Consider the following 22,632-nt stretch of genomic DNA (forward strand, 5'->3'; position numbering starts at 1 on the left):
TAATGTCTAACATCAAGACCATGTCCTATGACGCCATCGTGATTGGCGGCGGCGGTGCCGGTATGCGCGCAGCGCTGCAGTTGACTGAAAGCGGCGTTAAAACCGCGTGTATTACCAAAGTATTTCCAACCCGCTCGCACACTGTGTCTGCCCAAGGTGGCATTACCTGTGCGATTGCCAGCGCGGATCCCAACGACGACTGGCGCTGGCACATGTATGACACCGTTAAGGGGTCAGATTACATTGCTGATCAGGACGCGGTTGAATATATGTGTTCTGTAGGTCCGCAAGCTGTATTCGAACTTGAGCACATGGGCCTGCCATTCTCACGCACCGAGCAGGGTCGGATTTACCAGCGTCCATTTGGTGGTCAGTCCAAAGGGCCGAATGATTCTACCCAAGCAGCTCGCACCTGTGCGGCGGCCGACCGAACAGGTCACGCACTCCTGCATACGCTGTATCAGGCCAACCTGAAGCGTGGCACTACATTCTTGAGTGAATGGTATGCGGTCGATCTGGTCAAAAATGCGAAAAATGAAGTTGTTGGTGTTGTTGCGATCGAAATCGAAACGGGTGAAGTAGCTTATATCAAAGCCAAAGCAACGGTTCTTGCGACCGGCGGCGCTGGCCGTATTTATGCCTCCACCACCAATGCCCTGATTAACACCGGCGACGGTATCGGCATGGCCCTGCGTGCCGGCTTCCCGATGCAAGACATGGAAATGTGGCAGTTCCATCCTACCGGCATTTACGGTGCGGGCACGCTCGTGACCGAAGGCTGTCGGGGTGAGGGCGGTTACTTGATCAACTCCGAAGGCGAGCGATTCATGGAGCGCTACGCGCCCAATTCCAAAGATCTTGCAGGCCGGGACGTTGTTGCACGCTCCATGGTTATCGAGATTCTTGAAGGTCGTGGCTGTGGTCCTGAAAAAGATCACGTTCTGCTGAAGCTCGACCACTTGGGTGAAGAGACCCTGAATTTGCGGCTACCGGGTATTTGTGAGCTATCGAAGACCTTTGCCCACGTAGATCCGGTGAAAGAGCCTGTCCCTGTTGTTCCAACCTGTCATTACATGATGGGTGGTATTCCGACGAACGTTGGCGGTCAGGCGCTGACTCAAGACGATGACGGCAAAGATCAGCCAATTCGTGGTTTGTTTGCTTGTGGTGAAGCGGCTTGTGTTTCAGTTCACGGTGCCAACCGTCTTGGCGGCAACTCGCTTTTGGACCTGGTCGTGTTTGGTCGTGCAGCTGGCCTGCACATTGAAGAGCAGTTGCGCAACGGCTTTGAAGTAGACGGCGCAAGTGAAGCCGACATCAAGCGCGCCATGGCGCGGCTAGATCGTCTGGCTAACGCCAGCGAAGGTGAGCACGTGGCGGCGGTTCGTAAAGATCTGCAAACCTGTATGCAGCTGTATTTCGGTGTATTCCGCGACGGTGTAAGCATGGATAAAGGCCTGCAGCTGCTGAATGAAATCGGTGAGCGTGTTCGCAACACCCGCCTGACCGACACCAGCAACGCATTCAATACCGCGCGTATTGAGGCGTTGGAGCTGGACAACCTGTTTGAAGTTGCTTACGCCACTGCCGTATCAGCGGTAGAGCGAAAAGAAAGTCGCGGTGCTCATGCCCGCAACGACTTTACTGAGCGCGACGACGAGAACTGGCTGAAGCACTCGCTTTATTTCCCGCTGGACAAGCGGGTTGGCAAGCGCGATGTTAACTTCTCGCCGAAGACTGTCGACACATTCCAGCCGATGATTCGGTCGTATTAAGGGGACGAAGACTATGTTGGTAAGCCTTTATCGTTACAACCCGGAAGCAGACAACGCCCCGTTCATGCAGGATGTCGAGGTTGAACTTCCGAAGGGTAAAGACCTGATGGTGCTGGACGTGCTCAATCTGCTGAAAGAAAAAGACGTCACCCTGTCTTACCGGCGGTCATGCCGCGAAGGCGTGTGCGGCTCTGACGGCATGAACATGAACGGCAAAAATGGCCTGGCGTGCATCACGCCGGTGTCTCAGGTGGTCAAAAAAGACAAACTGGTATTACGCCCGTTGCCTGGTTTGCCGGTCATCCGTGATCTGGTCGTGGATATGAGCCTGTTTTACAAACAGTATGAAAAGGTCATGCCGTACTTGGTCAACGATCAGCCAGCGCCCGCTATAGAGCGTTTGCAGACGCCGGAAGACCGTGAAAAGCTCGACGGTCTTTATGAGTGTATACTGTGCGCATGTTGTTCCACGGCTTGCCCGTCGTTCTGGTGGAACCCGGATAAGTTTATTGGCCCCGCAGGCTTGTTGCAGGCTTACCGCTTCCTGGCGGACAGCCGTGATACCGCCCAGGCCGAGCGTTTGGCTGACTTGGACGACCCTTTCAGCGTGTTCCGTTGCCGCGGTATTATGAACTGTGTCAGCGTATGTCCGAAGGGCCTTAACCCGACTCGGGCTATTGGCCATATTCGGAACCTGTTGTTGCAGCGGGCAACTTGAGCAGCAAAATATAATACAGACGTTATACTGTGTCTGCTGAGTAAGACCCTTGAAGGCCTCGTCAATTTGGCGGGGCCTTCAACCAAAGGCGTATAGCCAATAGTCTGGTAGCGGTCCAAACTTCGTGCATCGTGATTGTTAGCCGTTAGATAGCTTGCACTGCGTCGCTAAGCATAAAAAATTTCGGGGAAAGCAGACATCCGTCCCGGATGTGGCGGCCAAAGTCGACAGCGTGAAAACCCGTATTGACTGGAATGAGGCACTGGCCGACCATTACGGCTTCCCGTACCAGCCCAAGGTGAGCTATTCAAAATGCACGAAAGCATCATGGAGCAGTTGTGGCAAACTTCCCATCTACAGGGGGGTAATCTTGCCTACGTTGAACAGCTTTTTGAAACTTATATTTCAGACCCTAACGCCGTTCCTGAAGAGTGGCGAAGCTACTTCGACAAGCTTCCCAGCGTCGACGGCTATCAGGGCAAAGATATTATCCACTCCGCAATCCGCGAACAATTTAAGCATATTTCCAGTAATCAGCGGTTCCTCGCTAGCAACACTGCGCCAATAGGCGCCGTACCTGATGCGGATAAAAAGCAGACACGCGTATTGCAATTGATTAACGCATACCGCTTTCGTGGTCACCAGCACGCGAAGCTGGACCCGCTGAATGTCAAACCACGTGAACTGGTTGAAGATCTTGACCCGGCCTTTCATGAGCTTTACAACGCCGATAACGACATCGAGTTCCAGACTGGCTCGCTGAGTTTCGGTTCTGAAACGATGAAGCTAGGCGACATCATAGAAGGCCTGCAACAGACGTATTGCAAGAGTATTGGTGCAGAGTACATGCATATTGTGGACACTCGCATCAAGCGCTGGTTCCAACAACGCATGGAGCCGATTCGCTCCAACCCCGGTTTTGATGCCGACACCCGTATTCATTTGCTTGAACGCCTGTCCGCCGCTGAGGGCTTGGAAAAATATTTGGGTTCACGCTATCCCGGCGTTAAGCGTTTTGGCTTGGAAGGTGCGGAAAGCCTTATTCCCTGTCTTGATGAAATTATTCAGCGTGCCGGTTCCGGTGGCACCAAAGAAATCGTTCTGGGAATGGCCCACCGTGGCCGTTTGAACGTGTTGGTCAATATTTTGGGCAAAAATCCGAAAGAACTGTTCGACGAGTTCGAAGGCAAGAATAAGGCGGGCTCAGGTTCCGGTGATGTTAAGTATCACCAAGGTTTCTCGTCCAACGTGATGACCCCGGGTGGTGAGATTCATCTGGCCTTGGCTTTTAACCCCTCGCATCTGGAAATCGTGTCCCCAGTAGTTGTGGGCTCTGTTCGCGCTCGCCAAACCCGCCGCGAAGACAAAGATGGCAGGCAGGTTTTGCCGGTGATTATGCACGGTGATGCTGCGTTTGCGGGCCAAGGCGTGGTGATGGAAACCTTCCAGATGTCACAGACCCGCGGTTTTGGTACTGGTGGCACCGTACATATTGTGATCAACAACCAAGTTGGCTTTACCACTAGCAGACAAGAAGACGCCCGTTCTACCGAATACTGTACAGATATCGCCAAAATGGTTCAGGCTCCAATTCTGCACGTGAACGCAGACGACCCGGAAGCAGTTTTGTTCGTCACTCGGATGGCCATGGACTATCGCAACGAATTTAAAGGCGACGTTGTTATTGACTTGGTGTGCTATCGCCGCCGTGGTCATAACGAAGCCGACGAGCCTGCCGCGACTCAGCCGATGATGTACGAGAAAATTCGTAAGCTGAAAACCACGCGTAACATCTATGTGGACAGTCTGATTGATGCTGGTGTAGTCAGCGAAGACTTCGCCAAGCAGATGGAAAATGATTACCGCACGGTTCTGGATAAGGGAGAGCACGTTGTAAAGGCGCTGGTTAAAGAACCAAACGCCAAGTTGCACGTTGACTGGACCCCGTATCTTGGCCATGAGTGGACAGCCAAGTGCAAGTCTAGCGTGCCGCTGAAGACCATTCAGAAGCTGGGTAAAAAGCTGAGCGAAGTGCCAGAAGGTTTCATTATTCAGCGTCAAGTGTCTAAAATCGTTAAGGATCGGGACAAGATGACGGCCGGTGCTTTGCCTCTTAATTGGGGTTACGGCGAGATCATGGCCTATGCAACATTGTTAAACGAAGGTTATCCGATTCGTATAACAGGACAGGATGTTAGTCGCGGTACTTTCTCCCACCGTCACGCCGTTTTGCATAACCAGAAAGATGGCGCTACGCACATTGCGCTGACTCATCTGTCTGACGATCAGCCCAAGTTCGAGCTTTACGATTCTCTGCTGTCCGAAGAGGCCGCACTGGCTTTCGAATACGGCTATGCGACCACATCGCCTAGCTCGCTGGTTGTCTGGGAAGCGCAGTTTGGCGACTTTGCTAACGGAGCCCAGGTAGTGATTGATCAGTTCCTGACCAGTGGTGAGCACAAGTGGGGACGTCTGTGCGGCCTTACCATGTTATTGCCGCACGGTTATGAAGGGCAGGGTCCAGAACATAGTTCGGCGCGTATCGAGCGCTTCTTGCAGCTGAGCGCGGAACAGAATATCCAAGTATGTGTGCCCACAACGCCTTCGCAAGTATTCCACATGTTGCGCCGACAGGTGAAACGCCCGGTTCGTAAGCCATTGATTGCCATTACGCCAAAGAGCCTGCTGCGCCATAAAGAAGCTATTTCCAGCCTGGACGATCTGACTTCAGGTACGTTCCAGACCGTGCTGCCCGAAAAAGAGCCGTCTGATGCAAAAAAAATCACTCGGGTTATTCTTTGCAGCGGTAAGGTCTATTATGAGTTGCTGGAGAAGAAGAAAACCAGCGAGCGTAACGACACGGCCATTATTCGTATAGAACAGCTGTATCCGTTCCCGGGTGAAGATCTGGATGAATTACTGGCGGAATTCAGCAAGCTCAAGCACGCTGTCTGGTGTCAGGAAGAACCTATGAACCAGGGCGCTTGGTATAGCAGCCAGCACCATATGCGCAACGCGCTGCAACGGCTGAACCCTAAACTGCACCTCGAATATGCGGGCCGTGACGCCTCGGCTGCACCTGCTGCCGGCCACATGTCTGTGCACATCGAACAGCAGAAAAAATTGGTTAATGACGCATTTGAAGTCTGACAAGCTACCGAGCTATCAAGCTTCCGAGCTATCGAACAAAGGAACCGTAATGTCTACAGAGATTAAAGCCCCCGTATTCCCGGAGTCGGTCGCGGAAGGTACTGTCGCGACCTGGCACAAGCAGCCGGGTGAAGCCTGCGCGCGCGATGAGCTAATCGTCGATATTGAAACCGACAAAGTGGTGCTGGAAATTGTTGCGCCCGCTGACGGTGTCATCGAAGAAATCTTGAAAAACGACGGTGACACCGTAGAAAGCGGTGAAGTGATCGGAAGATTCAAAGCAGGCGCTGCTAGCGAGTCCAAGGGCTCCGGCGGTAAAGACGCGGTTGAAAGCAAAGACCAAGGCGCCGACGCGGCGCCCTCCTCAGACGCGATTCTGAGCCCGGCTGCGCGTAAGCTGGCTGACGAGAACAACGTTGAACCCAGTGCATTGAAAGGCACGGGGAAAGACGGTCGGATTTCTAAAGAAGATGTTCAAAGTCACATTGATAACGCCAAGTCCTCTATTGACTCGCCTGCTGCGAAGGCTGCGCCTGCGCCTGCGCCCGTAGCCGAGATCAGTGCTGGTGAGCGTATTGAAAAACGCGTTCCCATGACCCGCCTGCGCGCCAGTATCGCGAAGCGTCTGGTCAATGCACAACAGAGCGCTGCCATGTTGACCACCTTTAACGAGGTGAACATGGGGCCGATCATGGAGCTGCGCAAGCAATACAAAGAAAGCTTCGAAAAGCGTCACGGTATTAAGTTGGGCTTTATGTCTTTCTTTACCAAAGCCGCGACCGAAGCTCTGAAACGCTTCCCTGCGGTGAATGCGTCCATCGACGGCAATGACATGGTTTACCATGGTTACCAGGATATCGGTGTGGCGGTATCCACCGAGCGCGGCCTGGTGGTTCCGGTATTGCGTGACGTTGACGCACTTAGCCTTGCTGACATCGAGAAGAAAATTGTCGAGTACGGTACCAAGGCCAAAACGGGCAAACTGGGCATCGATGAAATGACCGGTGGTACCTTCACCATAACCAACGGAGGCACCTTTGGTTCCCTGTTGTCGACGCCTATTCTGAACCCGCCACAAACGGCGATTCTGGGTATGCATAAGATCCAGCCACGTCCGATGGCGGTGAATGGTCAGGTGGTGATACAGCCCATGATGTACCTGGCACTGTCTTATGACCACCGCATGATTGACGGCAAGGAAGCAGTGCAGTTCCTGGTTGCCATCAAGGATATGCTGGAAGATCCTGCGCGTATCCTGCTGGACGTATAGGCACTTCACTTACCGAATCGGAATACAGGATTAACTATGGCTGACAAGTTTGATGTAATCGTAATTGGCGCCGGCCCCGGTGGTTATGTGGCTGCAATCAAAGCCGCGCAATTGGGCCTGAACGTCGCCTGTGTAGAAAGCTGGTCTTCGGATGAAGGCAAACAGGTGTTGGGTGGAACCTGCCTGAACGTAGGTTGTATCCCGTCCAAGGCACTGCTGGAGATTTCTCACAAGTACGAGGAAGCCCAGCACGGCTTTGCCGAGCAGGGCATTATTGCCAACGACATCTCCATTGACATCGCTAAAATGATGGAACGTAAGACCGGCATTGTTAAACAGCTGACCGGAGGCATTGCGGGCCTGTTCAAGTCAAACGGTGTTACCTCGATTTATGGTCACGGCAAGTTATTGGCAAATCGCCAGGTGGAAGTGACTGACAACGACGGCAAGACCAAGACCTATGAAGCCGATAACGTTATTTTGGCTACAGGCTCGCGTCCGATTGAGATTCCGCCTGCGCCAAAAACCGAAGGTTATATCACTGATTCGGAGGGCGCTCTGGAATTTACTGCAGTGCCCAAGCGATTGGGTGTGATTGGCGCCGGTATTATCGGTTTGGAGCTGGGCAGCGTTTGGGCCCGCCTGGGCTCTGAAGTCACTCTGTTGGAAGCGCAGGATACGTTCTTGCCAGGGGTAGACCAGCAGATTGCCAAGGCCACGTTGAAAGAGTTCCAGAAACAGGGCCTGAACATAGTCATGGGCGGCCGTGTAACGGGTGCAGAGGTCAAGCGTAAGTTGGTCTACGTAAGTTACGAAGACAGCAAAGGCAAACAAGAGCTGATGGTCGATAAGCTGATTGTGGCTGTTGGTCGTCGCCCCTATACAGACAACCTGCTGGCAGCAGACTCCGGTGTGAACATGGACGAGCGCGGGTTTGTATTCGTAGACGACCACTGTAAAACCGACGCCCCCGGCGTTTGGGCGGTCGGTGACGTGGTGCGTGGTCAGATGTTGGCCCATAAAGCCTCTGAAGAAGGCGTTATGGTTGCGGAGCGCATTGCCGGCCATAAACCACAGGTTAACTACGACTGCATTCCCAATGTCATTTACACTTCACCGGAAGTAGCGTGGGTTGGGAAGAGCGAAGAGCAGCTGAAGGCTGATGGCGCGGCTTATAAAGTGGGTACCTTCCCGTTTGCAGCAAACGGTCGCGCTATGGCCGCCAATTCGGCGGTGGGCATGGTTAAGATTATTGCAGACGAGAAAACTGATCGCATTCTGGGCTTCCACGTGTTGGGCCCAGCGGCGTCTGAAATCGTTGCCCAAGGCGTTATCGCCATGGAGTTCGGTTCCAGTGCAGAAGATCTTGCGTTGACCTGTTTTGCTCACCCGACTCTATCTGAGTCAGTGCACGAGGCAGCTCTTGCAGTTAACGGTGGGGCAATTCACATGGCCAATCGTCGCAAGAAGAAATAATAAGCCAGAAAGTCATGGGGCGCCGCAGGGCGCCCCATGACTTTTAGAGACTTTTGTTTTAAAGACCCTGGTTTCTCTAAATGCAATCGTTGGGCCGGTGTTATCAGGGTCTATCAAGATGGATTTGCCGCCAGAGGGTTCATCCCACAGGTGTCTATCCTTCATTAAAAAGCAGGACATAAACTATGAATTTGCACGAATATCAGGGCAAGCAGCTTTTTGCTGAGTATGGCTTGCCGGTATCACAGGGCATTGCCTGTAGTACCCCGGATGAGGCAGTAGCAGCTGCAGAGAAGATTGGTGGCGATAGCTGGGTTGTTAAAGCTCAGGTTCACGCTGGTGGCCGCGGTAAAGCCGGCGGTGTAAAGCTGGTTAAAAATACCGACGACATCCGTGCCTTTGCCGAGCAATGGCTGGGCAAGAAGCTGGTGACTTTCCAGACTGACGAGCACGGTCAGCCGGTTAGTAAAATTTTGGTTGAATCCCTGACTGACATCGACCAAGAGCTGTACCTGGGCGCGGTTGTAGACCGTGGTACCCGCCGTATCGTCTTCATGGCCTCCACCGAAGGTGGTGTTGAAATTGAAACGGTTGCGGAAGAAACCCCGGAAAAAATTCTGAAGGCCGAAATCGATCCACTGGTAGGCGCACAGCCTTACCAAGGACGCGAGCTGGCGTTCAAACTGGGCCTTGAAGGCAAGCAGATTGGCCAATTTACCAAGATCTTTATGGGTCTGGCGAAGCTGTTTGAAGACTACGACCTGGCGCTGTTAGAAATTAACCCTCTGGTTATAACCCCGGCCGGTGATCTTCACTGCCTGGATGCCAAAATCGGCGTTGATGGCAACGCTCTGTATCGTCAGAAGAAACTTCAGGCCATGCGCGATCCTTCACAGGAAGATTCCCGCGAAGCCGAAGCGGCAGCCTGGGAACTGAACTACGTAGCGCTGGATGGCAACATCGGTTGCATGGTTAACGGTGCTGGTTTGGCCATGGGCACCATGGACATCATCAAGTTGGCCGGCGGACGCCCGGCTAACTTCCTGGACGTTGGCGGCGGAGCTACCAAAGAGCGCGTAACCGAAGCGTTCAAAATCATCCTGTCTGATGACGCCGTGCAAGCCGTACTGGTAAATATCTTCGGCGGCATTGTACGTTGTGACATGATTGCTGAAGGCATCATCGGCGCGGTTAAAGAAGTAGGCGTAAAAGTGCCTGTGGTTGTTCGCCTTGAGGGCAACAACGCTGAACTGGGTTCCAAGGTGCTGGCAGAAAGCGGTTTGAACATCATCGCCGCCAGCAGCCTGGCCGATGCCGCAGAGCAAGTTGTTAAAGTCGCGGGAGGCAAATAATGAGCATTCTGATCAATAAAGACACCAAAGTGATCTGCCAAGGCTTTACCGGTTCCCAGGGTACATTCCACTCCCAGCAGGCTATTGAATACGGCACCAGAATGGTCGGTGGCGTAAGCCCCGGCAAAGGCGGTACCGAGCACTTGGGCCTACCGGTGTTTAACACCGTACGTGAGGCTGTAGAAAAGACCGGTGCACACGCGACCGTGATCTACGTTCCGGCTCCGTTTTGTAAAGATGCCATCATCGAAGCAGCAGATGCCGGACTCGAGCTGATTGTGTGCATCACCGAAGGTATCCCTACCATCGATATGCTGTACGCCAAAGAGTACGTTGATCGCAAAGGCGTGCGTATGATCGGGCCCAACTGCCCAGGCGTTATCACACCGGGTGAGTGCAAGATCGGTATCATGCCGGGCCACATTCACAAGCCGGGTAAAGTCGGTATTGTGTCGCGTTCTGGCACGTTGACCTACGAAGCCGTCAAGCAGACCACAGATTTTGGCTATGGCCAGTCTACCTGCGTTGGCATCGGTGGCGATCCGATTCCGGGTTCCAACTTCATCGACATCCTCAAGCTGCTGCAAGAAGACCCGCAGACTGAAGCTATTGTGATGATCGGCGAAATTGGGGGCACTGCGGAAGAAGAAGCTGCAGCGTACATCAAAGAGCACGTCACCAAACCGGTGGTCTCTTACATTGCCGGTGTAACGGCGCCTCCTGGCAAGCGTATGGGCCACGCCGGTGCCATCATTTCCGGTGGTAAGGGTACCGCAGACGAGAAGTTCGCTGCTCTGAACGACGCCGGTGTGAAAACCGTGCGCAGTCTGGCTGACATTGGCAAGGCTCTAAAAGAAGTGACTGGCTGGTAAAACCCGCGGTCATTTTCAAAAACCCCCGTTTCTGTTCTGCAGAGCGGGGGTTTTTTGATTATAATGCCGGGTCGCCTGGCGTAATATGGCGCCTCTTGTATTCTATTAGAAGGAGTTCTTGCTTTGAGTTCTGTAGATTCCCAGCAACGGATATTGTCGGGCATGCGTCCGACCGGCAAGCTTCACCTTGGCCACTACCACGGTGTGCTTAAAAACTGGGTGAAACTCCAGCATGAATTCGAGTGCTTTTTCTTTGTCGCCGACTGGCATGCCCTGACCACGCAGTACGACGACCCCTCTAATATTGAACAAAGCGTGTCGGACATGGTTATTGACTGGTTGGCTGCGGGCGTTAACCCGGGTTCATCCACGATGTTTATTCAGTCTCAGGTGCCTGAGCACGCCGAGTTGCATCTGCTGCTGTCGATGATCACGCCTTTAGGTTGGCTTGAGCGTATTCCGACCTACAAAGATCAGCAAGAAAAGCTGCGCGAGAAAGATCTCGCTACTTACGGGTTCCTGGGGTATCCGCTACTCCAGTCGGCTGACATTCTGATGTATCGGGCAGGGCGTGTACCGGTGGGCGCCGATCAGGTTTCCCACGTTGAAATCACCCGTGAAATCGCACGGCGCTTCAATCATCTTTATGGGCGTGAGCCAGGCTTCGAAGACCAAGCCGAGGCGGCCATTGTGAAAATGGGCAAGAAAAACGCCAAACTCTATCGCAATCTGAAGAAACGTTACCAGGAAGAAGGCGATCTGGATTCGCTGGAAACGGCCCGTGCTCTTCTGAAAGAACAGCAAAATATATCCTTAGGCGATCGCGAACGCCTGTACGGCTACATTGAGGGCGGTGGCAAAGTGATTTTGCCAGAGCCTCAACCATTGTTGACGCCTGAATCAAAACTGCCAGGGTTGGACGGGCAGAAAATGTCGAAATCCTACAACAATTACATTGGCCTTCGGGAAGCACCGGACAACGTAGCGGTGAAAATACGCACCATGCAGACCGACCCGGCGCGAGTACGACGAATTGACCCGGGCGAGCCGGAAAAATGCCCGGTGTATGCCCTGCACAAGGTTTATTCCGATGCGGACACTCGTAGTTGGGTGGAAATTGGTTGTCGCAGCGCCGGCATCGGCTGCCTGGACTGCAAAAAACCGCTGATTGACTCCATTGTGGAAGAGCAGCGGCCTCTGCGCGAACGTGCAGCCGAGTACGAAGGCAATCCGGATCTGATTCGTTCCATTCTGGAGGAAGGGCGCGAACGCGCTCGCGATGCAGCCCGCGATACCTTGGATGAAGTTCGCTCTGCCATGGGCCTGAGCTATCGTTGAAGTGCTGACTGATCCAGCAGTCTCAGCCGGTGCGGCGGCAAGGCCACAAGGGGTGGGTCAGCCGCCCTTGGCTTTAATAGCAGGCAAGCCCCTGGCGCAGTTGCCGCTCGATCTTTATATTCCGCCAGACGCTCTGGCGGTGTTTTTGGATGCGTTTGAAGGCCCTCTGGATTTGTTGTTGTACCTGATTCGGCGTCAGAATATGAACATTCTGGAAGTCGACGTCAGTGCTATTACTCGCCAGTATATGGAATACATCGCCGTTTTAGGGGTTATGCGATTTGAGCTTGCGGCGGAATATCTGGTGATGGCGGCCACGCTGGCCGAAATCAAGTCCCGGATGCTGTTACCGCGGCAGCAGATTGAAGAAGACGAAGAAGACGACCCACGGGCAGAACTGATTCGCCGTTTGCAGCAGTACGAGCGTTTTAAAAAAGCGGCAGAAGACATAGATAAGATGCCGCGCCAGGAGCGGGATATTTTTGTTGCCGATGCCGGTATGCCGAAGCTTCCCTCGGTACTCAGCCATCCTGAGGTGGCCATGACAGAGATTTTACGGGCATTGGAAAACGTGCTTAAACGTGCAGATATGTTTAGCAGCCACCACGTTGAGCGAGAGAAGCTGTCGACCCGTGAGCGCATGTCGGCGATTCTAGCTCGGCTGCAAGAAGGCGGTTTTATTCGTTTCGAAAGTCTGTTCCTGCCGGACGAAGGGCGTCTGGGGGTTGTTGTCAGTTTTTTGGCAATGTTAGAGCTGGTAAAAGAGCAGCTGGTTGAGTTTGTTCAGGCTGACCCGTTTGGCCCCATTCATTTGCGGGCGCGGGCTGCGGTCTGAAAACCCTGAATACTGGTGCAACGAATTATGATGAGTGACGCTGCCTTACCCATTACAGGGATTATCGAAGCGGTTCTGCTGACAGCGGGCAAGCCGCTAACGGTGCAGCAGCTCAGAGAAGTGTTTGACGAAACCGAGCGGCCAACCCATAAGGCAGTGGAACAGGCGCTGGTGGAATTAGAGCAACTTTGCAGCGGTCGCGGTATTGAGCTGAAAAAAGTTGCCAGCGGTTACCGCCTTCAGGTGCGTGAATCTTTCGCTCCTTGGGTGGCTCGGCTGTTTGAAGAAAAACCACCGCGTTATTCGCGGGCGTTATTGGAAACACTCGCATTGATCGGCTATCGCCAGCCTATTACCCGTGGTGAAATTGAAGATATTCGCGGCGTTGCGGTAAGCAGCAATATCATTCGTACCTTGGTTGAGCGAGAGTGGGTTCGAATTGTAGGTCATCGGGAAGTACCGGGCCGGCCGGCCTTGTATGCAACCACTCGGCAATTTCTTGACTACTTTAATCTAATAAGCCTGGATCAGCTGCCGCCCTTGTCTGTTAGTCGGGATCTGGACGCGATCGGGCGCGAAATTGAGCAGAAAATCGAACAAACACCATTCCACTGATGCAGGCTCTGCATCGGTCCGTTATTTAAGGATTAACCCATGGCGTCAGAACGCCCCTGGACTACCGGCAAGCCGGCAGCCAAATCAGCATCGAATGCGAACAAGCCGAGCGCTAATCGCCGTAACCCGGCGAAATCATCGGCAAAAACGGCGAAGCCAAGAAAACCTGCGCCAGAGGTGCTGGCGACTTTGCAGGTAGACGGTCCTGAGCGAATCCAGAAACTGCTGGCACGTGCCGGGGTTGGATCGCGGCGTGAAATTGAAGGCTGGATGGAGGCGGGTCGCCTGTTGGTAAATGGCAAACCCGTTACTCCAGGCCAGAAAGCCACGGTGAGCGATGTTTTTGAACTCGACGGCAAGCGCTTGGACGTTGCTGCCGCTGCCGAGGTTTTGCGCCGGGTGCTGATTTACAACAAGCCGGAAGGCGAAGTAACCACTCGCAAAGACCCGGAAGGGCGTCCAACTGTGTTCGACCGGCTGCCACGATTGCGTGAACATCGCTGGATTTCTATTGGCCGGCTGGATTTGAACACCACTGGCCTAGTGATGTTTACTACCGATGGCGAACTGGCTAACCGTCTTATGCATCCGTCTAGCCAGATTGATCGGGAATACGCGGTGCGTATTTTTGGTGAAGTAGACGACGCCATGGTTGAGCGCCTGCGTACCGGCGTCACCCTGGAGGACGGCGAGGCTAAATTTAGCGATATTTCCGCCGCTGGCGGTACCGGTATGAACCGTTGGTTCCATGTGACTTTGTTGGAAGGGCGCAACCGTGAAGTGAGGCGCCTTTGGGAATCCCAAGGTGTGCGTGTCAGTCGCCTGAAACGGGTTCGTTACGGCTCAATATTTTTGCCCAGCAGATTAACCGTGGGGAAATGGGAAGAGTTGGATCAGAAAGCCGTGGATTTGCTGAGCCGCACGGTTGGCTTGGCTAAAATGGCGGTTCCGCAACAGACACCGGATGAAGCGGCGGCGCAGGCGCGCCAGCAAAGAAAGGCAGCTCCGGTAACCAATCGCAGCAATCGTGCGGCAGGCTCCCCTGGTTCAAAAGCGGGACAAGGCGCTCGCGAAGTGGGCGGTTGCAGACTCTAAACCTCAGCGCAGTGGCGGCAAAGCCCGCACCGATAAAACCCGCGGTTAATAGCCGGTTAAGGCTGGCGTTAAACAACGGAGGGTGCCATCAGCTGATGGTGGCAAATACGCGCGTGCAATTGCGGCCTTGGTCTTTAGCGCGATAAAGAGCTTCGTCTGCGCGCGCTAGCCACTGCCCTGAGCCTTCGCCGGCGCGGTGAAGTGCAACGCCACAGCTGGTAGTCAGCGCAACTGAATGCTCTCCGCAATCAATTTGTAAGGCTTCAATAGCTGAGCGAACGCGCTCGGCGACATCTACCGCAGCATACTGATCGGTATGGGGCAATAGCACCGCAAATTCTTCGCCGCCAAACCGGTACACGCTGTCGGAGCTGCGCACCGCGGATTCCAGCGCTTCTGTTACGCGCTTTAGTACAACGTCGCCTACCACGTGGCCGCAGGTGTCGTTTATCGCTTTGAAGTGATCGAGGTCGCACAGGATCAGCGAGTAAGTCTCGTTGTGACGGCCGGTTAGCAGCTGAGCTTTTTGCAAGGCTTCTTCCATGGCGCGTTTGTTGCCAATCCCGGTCAGTGAGTCGGTTAACGATGCCTGCTCCATAGCACTGAAATGACAAGCGTTGCGCAGCGAGCATACTGCCGCGCCAATCAGCATCTCAACGGCTTGCAACTCATCGTTACTAAAGCGCTTACGCCGATGCAGCGACAAGGTGCCAAAATTCTCGCCCTCTAGATTCAGACGGTACTCGCAGCGGTGGGGACCACCAATGCCAGTGGTAAACACAAACTCTTGGCGCCCCAGCTGGTGGCGGTATTGAAAGGCATCAAAAGGAACAACCTGCCCCATTTCTTCTGCCAGCATGGTCAGTTGTGCGTCCAACTTCAGGGTGGCTGAAAGTCGGCGTACCAAGCGGTTGAGAATACCCGGTTCACTGTTCCATTCCTCAAAACTTTGGCGCAGCTCTGCCAGTTTTTGTGGCTGTGGCACTGTAAGTGGGTAAGGCGATATGTGTTTCACGGTGGCTCAACTCACTCTGTCGTTAGGTGGCAGTTTGCACACTGGGTAGCTAACAAGGTATATGCAGGTACTATGCCTGTTTTATAAAATTTTTATAAATCAATATCTTGAGAATTATTTTTGGAGTTCCCTTTTCGTTTTAAGGCTATTATTGGATTTTTGTCAAAAAATCGGCAAGCGCACCTTAGTGGGTTCCCGTGTGTTAAACTAAAAAATTATCAAATGATGTCATCATAATTCGAGCTTCATAGTCTATGCGGTTGAAATCCATAAAGTTGTCAGGGTTCAAGTCGTTTGTGGACGCGACCACAGTAGCATTTCCGTCAAATATGACAGCGGTTGTGGGGCCAAACGGCTGTGGCAAGTCCAACATCATAGATGCTGTGCGATGGGTCTTGGGTGAAAGTTCAGCCAAGTATCTGCGCGGCGAGTCCATGACCGATGTGATATTCAACGGCTCGAGCGCGCGCAAACCGGTGGGTCAGGCGGCGATTGAGCTGGTGTTCGACAATCACAAGGGTTCGGCACCGGGTGAATTCGCCCAATACAGTGAAATTTCTGTGCGCCGCCGAGTTTCCCGCCAGGGCCAATCTGATTACTTCCTTAATGGCACCAAGTGCCGCCGCCGCGATATTACCGATCTGTTTCTTGGTACAGGCCTTGGGCCGCGCAGCTACGCTATCATTGAGCAGGGCATGATTTCTCGGTTAATTGAAGCCAAGCCCGAGGAACTCCGGATGTATATAGAGGAAGCGGCGGGCATCTCCAAGTACAAGGAGCGCCGCCGTGAAACCGAAAATCGCATTCGCCGTACCCAAGAAAATCTTGAACGCCTGAGCGATGTGCGCGCAGAGCTCGGCCGGCAACTTCAGAACCTGGAGCGGCAAGCGGTTGCCGCTGAAAAGTACAAAACCTTCAAGCAAAACGAGCGTCGAAAAAAAGCCGAGCTTACCGTGTTGCGCTGGCAACACTTAAACACTGAGCTGCAATCCTGGCATGGGCGTATTCGTGATACCGAATTGCAACTGGAAAAGCACCTGACCGGGCGTATTCGACTGGATACCGAGCTCGAAAATTTGCGCGCAGAACATCAGCAGCGCAATGAGCAGTTTAATCGTACCCAGGCGCGCTACTACGAAGCCGGGGCAGATATCGCGCGGCTTGAACAAAGCTTGCAGAACAGCCGCGACCGTAGTCGGCAGGCCAGCTTGGAAGTTGATCAGGCCCTGGCCAGCGAACGCGAGCTGGCCCGTGAACTGGAGCAAGACAACGACAAACTTGCAGCGTTTGACGAAGAACTGGCAATGCTTGATCCAGAGCAGGAAGAGTTAAGCCTGCGGGCAGAAACCTCTGGTGAGCAGCTCCATAATGCCGAACACGACATGGCCGACTGGCAGCAACGCTGGGACGATTTCAGCGCTCGTTCAGCAGACGCGCGCCGCCAGGCCGATTTGGCACAATCGAGCATTCGCGCCCTGGAAAATGCCATCGAGCAGCTGCGGCTTAGGGATCAACGGCTGCAGCAGGAGCGCCATACTCTGCAGCAGCAGCTCGATCACGAAACCCTGAATGAACAGCGTGAACTGCAGACTATGGTCAGCCTGAAGCGCGAAGGCGCACAGAAAATCATTGAAGACAGCCAGCAGCATTTGCAACAGCTTCGTTTGGAGCAGCAGCAAGCCGAGCAGCATCGAAATCAACAGCGTGAGCAGGTTCAACGCCTGGAAGGCACTCTTGAGTCACAACAGCAACTGCTGGGAGAACAGCTGGGCGACGCCAACGGTGCACTTCAAGACTGGCTGAATCTGCATCAGTTGGCACAAGCACCACGCCTTGCAGCCGCTCTGGATATTGATGACGGCTGGGAATTTGCAACCGAACAGGTGCTTGGTCGCCTTTGCCAGGGCGTGGTGTTACCGCAGCTCGCAGCGCAACTGACGTTGCTTGACGATGCCCCCGCCGGTGCTGCGCTGCTGTCAGCCGATGCCGGTGCGCCAGTGGAGTTGCCAAGGGCCACGAGCCTGGCTGCCAGAGTGCGCGGTAATGTGGCTATTGTTGATGCATTGGCGAATATTTTGGTGGCAGACAGTCTCAAGCAAGCACAGCAGCAGCAGCGGCAGTTGCAACACGGACAGAGTGTGATAACGCCGCAAGGGGTATGGATGGGACGTCACTGGGTATTGATGCCTGCAGCTGATATCAGCCAGACTGGGGTGATTGAGCGTCAAAAAACCGTATTGAGTTTGAACACACAATTGGCGCAGGCGCAGAGGAGGCTTAAGCTGGCAGAAAAGACTGGCGCAGATGCAAGCCGGGCGCTGGAATGGACAGAACAGAAACGTGACCAAGCCCGCCGCGAACTTACCGAAGCAGACCAGCAGCTGGGCACCATTGCCGCTCAGCTTGGCGCTCTGCAAGCTCGTAACGAGCAGATTACCCAGCGTTTGACTCAGATTGATGCTGACGCCGCGGAGCTAGAGTTCGAACGTGAGCACCAGCATCAGGAACTGGAGTGCGCACGGGAAGAATGGCAGCAGGGGCTAGAGACAACAGAGGAACATGACGAGGACAAAGAACAGTTACTGGCGCAGCGTGACGGACTGCGCGAGAACCTCGATCAGCTGCGCCAGCAGGCCCTCCATGAACGCGATCTGGCTCACCAACTGCAACTTACGCTGCAGAGCTTGAACAGCCAGCGCGAAGGCTTGCGCCAGACCATCACCCGCTCACGTCTGCAACAGCAGCGGGTGGAAGAACGCTTGGAGCTGTTGCGGCAGTCCCGCGAGCAGGCGGAGGAGCCTTTAGAAGACCTTCAGCTGGAGCTGGAAGGATTGCTGGAGCGCCGGCTTGCCGAAGAAGACAAATTGACTGAGTCCCGCGAGGGGCTGGAAGATCTTGACCGGCGGGTGCGCGAGGCCGATCAGGGCCGCAGCGGAACCGAGCAACAGATCCAGGAGGTTCGCGCCACGCTGGAAACACTGAAAATGGAATGTCAGGCGCTGGAGATTCGTGCGGGTAACCATTTGGAGCTGCTGAGCGGGTTGAACATCACTTTGCACGCTGTGCTTGAACAGCTGGACGATTCTGCCAGTGAGCCGGAATGGTCTGAGGAACTGGAAAAGATCGCCAGTCAGATACAACGTTTGGGCGCCATTAACCTTGCGGCTATTGACGAGTTCCAGGTGCAGAACGAGCGTAAAACCTATCTGGACAGCCAGCACGAAGACCTGACCGAAGCGCTGGAAATACTGGATGGTGCCATTCGCAAGATTGACCGTGAAACCCGTCAGCGTTTTAAAGAGACCTTTGATCGGGTTAACGAAGGTCTGCAGGGCTTGTTTCCCAAAGTTTTTGGTGGCGGGCACGCCAGCCTGGAACTGACAGGCGAGGATTTTCTGGAAACCGGTGTTACCATCATGGCGAGGCCACCGGGCAAGAAAAACAGCACCATTCACCTGTTATCCGGGGGTGAAAAAGCGTTGACCGCCATAGCCTTGGTGTTTGCAATATTTCAGCTCAATCCGGCGCCTTTTTGCATGCTGGACGAAGTGGATGCTCCACTTGATGATGCCAATGTTGGCCGTTACGCGAATTTGGTGAAAGAGATGTCAAAGCAGGTACAGTTTATTTACATTACGCACAATAAGATTGCCATGGAGCAGGCTGATCAGTTGATGGGTGTGACCATGTACGAGCCGGGTTGTTCGCGACTGGTTACAGTAGACGTGGAAGCCGCCGCGGCGCTGGCCGAGGCCTGATTGGGCTGCGAGTGTGACAATCCAGCCATAAGCCGTGTTTGAGCGTTGTATTACGCGGGTTCAATTTTTATAGTACTCACGTTGATAGTTCTAAAGTTGCTAGTACCGACTTTCATAGTACTGACTTTCATAGTACTGACGTTGACAGTAACAATATTCTTCGATCCGCAAACAGGACAGCAGCACTATGTCACCACTTAGGGAATGGCTAATTGCCATCGGTACCCTGGTCATTATTGGTATTGTCGTTGACGGCATTCGGCGCATGCGCCGCGCGCGCAGAGAGTCCTCGGCTATTTCTTCTGGCATGGGCGTTGATAACCTGCAGGATTCGCCGCTGGACGAGCATTTCAACCCGGAACTGCCATCAGGCGGTGCTCGAACCCTTTCCCGTAACGAGCTGGACCAGGATCGCAAGTCCAAGAAAAAATCACGGACTGCGCCCCAGGTGCAAAAACCGACTCGGCCGGTGATTGCAACAGGCCGAAACAAAAGCTCCGAACCTGCAACAGTGGCAGCTGCACCCAAATCTCATTCGGCGTTTGTTACCGCTGCTGATAGTGCCAACGCAGATCACGACAGCGGTGAATTTACCGAAGCGCCGCTGAGTGGCACCCAAGATCATTGGAAACCCGAGCCGTTCAGCGCAGACGTAGGCGACACCAGTAGCTTTGAAAGCGATTACCCTGATAGCCGCCACGCTGATGAAGACGTAGATTTACCTGTCATTGAGAAGCCTGCGCCGAAGCCCAAGGCAGTACATCCGCCCCGCGACCCTTCTCAGCCTTTGCCAGGTGCCAACCGCCCGCCAGCCAAAGAAGTGATTGTTATCAACGTACTGGCCCGTGCTGGTGAGGATTTTCAGGGTCCGGCTCTGCAGCGGCTGCTGGAAGCTTGTGGCTTGCTATACGGTGATCTGGACATCTACCACCGCCACGAAACCACCGATACTGCAAGCCCTGTGCAATTCAGCGTAGCCAGTGCAGTTGAGCCGGGCACTTTCAGACCCGCAGAAATAGGGACTCTGAGCACGCCCGGCATCAGCTTTTTTATGAGCCTGCCCGGACCGGGTAATGCCCTGCAGGCTTTTAACTTCATGTACGAAACAGCACAGGCCGTGGTGCGTAATCTCGGAGGTGAACTAAAAGACGAACGCCGCAGTGTGATGACATCACAGACCGCTGAGCACTGCCGCCAGCGGATCCGCGAATTCGAGCGTAAGCAACGTTCAAAACGGGATTAACATGAGCTCAGTCAGTACCAGCGTGCGTGACCGGGTTGACCAACTGCGCACAACCATTACCGATCATAACCACCATTATTACGTGCTTGACGATCCGCAAGTTCCCGACGCCGAGTACGATCGGCTATTCCGTGAATTGCAGGCGCGAGAAGCCGAGTATCCGGAATTGGCGACGGCAACGTCGCCGACCCAGCGTGTAGGCTCCGCGGTAGAAACCAACTTTGCGCAAGTGATCCATCGTATCCCCATGTTGTCTTTGGATAATGCCTTCAGCGCCGATGAGTTACGGGATTTTGATCGCCGCGTGCGTGAGCGCCTGAACCGGGGCAAAACCGCGGGTGAAAGCAGCACTAAGGAACACAGCACGGAGGAAGAGGGCTCGAAGGAAGAGAGAACCATAGAGTACGTGTGCGAACCCAAGCTCGACGGCCTGGCGGTCAGTCTGCATTACCAGAACGGAGAGCTAGTTCGCGCTGCCACCCGCGGCGATGGTTACACCGGTGAAGATATTACCGCCAATATACGGACCATTGCGTCTGTGCCTCTCACCCTGCGCGGTGGTGATTTTCCGCAAACCGTAGAGGTGCGAGGCGAGGTGTATATGCCTCGCGCCGGTTTTGATCGGCTTAACCAGCGACTGGCGGGGCGTGGTGAGAAAACCTTTGTAAATCCCCGCAACGCCGCTGCCGGCAGTCTGCGCCAGAAAAAGTCCAGCGTGACCGCCAGGCGCCCATTGGAAATGTGCGCCTACAGCGTAGCGGTTTCTGACGATTCAGCGCTGCCGCCTACACACTGGAAAGGTTTGCAGCAGGTCAGTGAGTGGGGCTTTCGCATCAACCCTGAAATGTCTCTCGCCAATGGGGCCGATCAGTGCCTTGAGGCCTACGAAGCATTGATGGCCAAACGCGACAGACTTCCTTATGAAATCGACGGTATTGTGTTCAAGGTAAACCGTCTGGATCTTCAGCAGCAGCTAGGCTTTGTCAGCCGCGCGCCGCGCTGGGCGATCGCACAAAAATTCCCGGCTGAGGAAGAGCTGACGGTAGTTGAAAGCGTGGAGTTTCAGGTCGGCCGTACCGGCGCTATTACGCCCGTGGCCCGCTTAAAACCAGTATTTGTCGGTGGTGTTACGGTATCCAACGCAACTTTGCACAATATGGACGAAGTGCGACGGCTGGATTTGCACATCGGCGACACCGTGTTTATTCGCCGCGCCGGTGATGTTATTCCAAAAGTGGTCAAAGTGGTGCAAGACAAACGGCCCGTCGATGCCTGGGTAATAGAGCTTCCGGCGCAATGCCCGGCGTGCGGTTCAGACGTTGTACAGATTGAAGGCGAAGTGATTGCCCGTTGTTCTGGTGGCCTTTTTTGTCCGGCTCAGCGCAAAGAAGCCATCCGCCATTACGCATCACGTAAAGCGCTCGACATAGAAGGTCTGGGTGACAAGTGGGTGGATATTCTGGTGGACAGTGAAAAGGTTGAAACCATTGCCGATCTGTATCGGTTGCGCAAAGCAGACCTGATCGGGCTGGAGCGCATGGGCGACAAGTCTGCGAGTAATTTGATTGCTGCTATTGATGCCTCTCGCCAGCCTTTGTTGTGGCGGTTTCTCTACGCGCTGGGTATTCGTGAAGTGGGCGAGGCCACTGCCAAAGGCCTTGCCGGCTACTTTGGCAGTCTGGAGGCTATTGCCGAAGCCGATGAAAACGCCCTACAAGCAGTGTCTGACGTTGGGCCCATTGTGGCTGGGCACCTGCGCAGTTTTTTTGAGCAGCCCCATAACCAGGAAATTCTGCAGAGTTTGAAACAGGCCGGCGTGATCTGGCAAACCCAGGAAATTACTGCGGCCAGTATGCCTCTGCATGGGCAAACCTGGGTGCTGACCGGAACTATGGAGCAGATGACCCGCGACCAGGCAAAACAAAAGCTAGAAGGTTTGGGCGCAAAAGTGGCAGGCAGCGTGTCGAAAAAGACGTCGTGCGTGGTGGCCGGTGAAGCGGCGGGTTCCAAACTGACCAAAGCGCAGCAGTTAGGCGTTGAGGTTTTGAGTGAGCAGGGTCTATTAGACCTGCTGCGTGGGCATGACGTGGAGGTCTGATTGCGCTTGATGGCATCAAATG

At 54.1% G+C, this 22,632-nt stretch carries 15 protein-coding genes; 14 read left to right on the top strand and 1 reads right to left on the bottom strand.

The window, feature by feature from the left end:
- Positions 1 to 2: 2 nt before the first annotated feature.
- From sdhA to rluB, 11 genes are all read left to right on the top strand, one after another.
- On the top strand, positions 3 to 1,775 hold the full coding sequence (gene sdhA, locus MRBBS_RS08220; protein WP_014871000.1) for a succinate dehydrogenase flavoprotein subunit: 1,773 nt from the start codon (positions 3 to 5) through the stop codon (positions 1,773 to 1,775).
- 13 nt (positions 1,776 to 1,788) lie between these two features.
- Positions 1,789 to 2,493, top strand: coding sequence for a succinate dehydrogenase iron-sulfur subunit (locus tag MRBBS_RS08225; RefSeq protein WP_014871001.1), 705 nt, complete (start codon positions 1,789 to 1,791; stop codon positions 2,491 to 2,493).
- A gap of 312 nt (positions 2,494 to 2,805) precedes the next feature.
- Complete coding sequence (locus tag MRBBS_RS08230) at positions 2,806 to 5,643, top strand: 2-oxoglutarate dehydrogenase E1 component (protein ID WP_014871002.1); 2,838 nt, start codon at positions 2,806 to 2,808, stop codon at positions 5,641 to 5,643.
- A gap of 49 nt (positions 5,644 to 5,692) precedes the next feature.
- Complete coding sequence (gene odhB / locus MRBBS_RS08235) at positions 5,693 to 6,913, top strand: 2-oxoglutarate dehydrogenase complex dihydrolipoyllysine-residue succinyltransferase (RefSeq protein WP_014871003.1); 1,221 nt, start codon at positions 5,693 to 5,695, stop codon at positions 6,911 to 6,913.
- Between the two features lie 36 nt (positions 6,914 to 6,949).
- On the top strand, positions 6,950 to 8,389 hold the full coding sequence (lpdA, locus tag MRBBS_RS08240) for a dihydrolipoyl dehydrogenase (RefSeq protein ID WP_014871004.1): 1,440 nt from the start codon (positions 6,950 to 6,952) through the stop codon (positions 8,387 to 8,389).
- A 185-nt stretch (positions 8,390 to 8,574) separates the two neighbouring features.
- On the top strand, positions 8,575 to 9,741 hold the full coding sequence (sucC, locus tag MRBBS_RS08245) for an ADP-forming succinate--CoA ligase subunit beta (RefSeq protein ID WP_014871005.1): 1,167 nt from the start codon (positions 8,575 to 8,577) through the stop codon (positions 9,739 to 9,741).
- Positions 9,741 to 10,613, top strand: a complete 873-nt coding sequence (gene sucD, locus MRBBS_RS08250) for a succinate--CoA ligase subunit alpha (RefSeq protein WP_014871006.1) — start codon at positions 9,741 to 9,743, stop codon at positions 10,611 to 10,613. The genes sucC and sucD overlap by 1 nt, the downstream gene beginning before the upstream one ends.
- 123 nt (positions 10,614 to 10,736) lie before the next feature.
- Positions 10,737 to 11,951, top strand: coding sequence for a tryptophan--tRNA ligase (locus MRBBS_RS08255; protein ID WP_014871007.1), 1,215 nt, complete (start codon positions 10,737 to 10,739; stop codon positions 11,949 to 11,951).
- A gap of 52 nt (positions 11,952 to 12,003) precedes the next feature.
- A complete protein-coding gene (locus MRBBS_RS08260) occupies positions 12,004 to 12,786 on the top strand; it encodes a segregation and condensation protein A (protein WP_014871008.1) in 783 nt (260 codons plus the stop codon).
- Positions 12,787 to 12,813: 27 nt separating this feature from the next.
- Positions 12,814 to 13,401 (top strand): SMC-Scp complex subunit ScpB, encoded by a 588-nt coding sequence (gene scpB, locus MRBBS_RS08265; RefSeq protein ID WP_014871009.1) that lies wholly within the window; start codon positions 12,814 to 12,816, stop codon positions 13,399 to 13,401.
- A 39-nt stretch (positions 13,402 to 13,440) separates the two neighbouring features.
- On the top strand, positions 13,441 to 14,496 hold the full coding sequence (gene rluB / locus MRBBS_RS08270) for a 23S rRNA pseudouridine(2605) synthase RluB (RefSeq protein WP_014871010.1): 1,056 nt from the start codon (positions 13,441 to 13,443) through the stop codon (positions 14,494 to 14,496).
- An 88-nt stretch (positions 14,497 to 14,584) separates the two neighbouring features.
- Here the strand turns inward: rluB and MRBBS_RS08275 are convergent, their stop codons facing one another.
- Complete coding sequence (locus tag MRBBS_RS08275; protein ID WP_041635172.1) at positions 14,585 to 15,511, bottom strand: GGDEF domain-containing protein; 927 nt, start codon at positions 15,509 to 15,511, stop codon at positions 14,585 to 14,587.
- A 254-nt stretch (positions 15,512 to 15,765) separates the two neighbouring features.
- Between MRBBS_RS08275 and smc the strand changes: the two genes are divergently transcribed.
- From smc to ligA, 3 genes are all read left to right on the top strand, one after another.
- Positions 15,766 to 19,269 carry a chromosome segregation protein SMC gene (gene smc, locus MRBBS_RS08280; RefSeq protein WP_041635173.1) on the top strand — a complete coding sequence of 1,168 codons (3,504 nt, stop codon included), beginning with the start codon at positions 15,766 to 15,768 and terminating at the stop codon, positions 19,267 to 19,269.
- Between the two features lie 187 nt (positions 19,270 to 19,456).
- Positions 19,457 to 20,512 (top strand): cell division protein ZipA, encoded by a 1,056-nt coding sequence (gene zipA, locus MRBBS_RS08285; RefSeq protein WP_014871014.1) that lies wholly within the window; start codon positions 19,457 to 19,459, stop codon positions 20,510 to 20,512.
- 1 nt (position 20,513) lies between these two features.
- On the top strand, positions 20,514 to 22,610 hold the full coding sequence (gene ligA / locus MRBBS_RS08290; RefSeq protein WP_014871015.1) for an NAD-dependent DNA ligase LigA: 2,097 nt from the start codon (positions 20,514 to 20,516) through the stop codon (positions 22,608 to 22,610).
- Positions 22,611 to 22,632 lie beyond the last annotated feature (22 nt).

Source organism: Marinobacter sp. BSs20148 (assembly GCF_000283275.1).
Taxonomy (GTDB): Bacteria; Pseudomonadota; Gammaproteobacteria; order Pseudomonadales; family Oleiphilaceae; genus Marinobacter; species Marinobacter psychrophilus.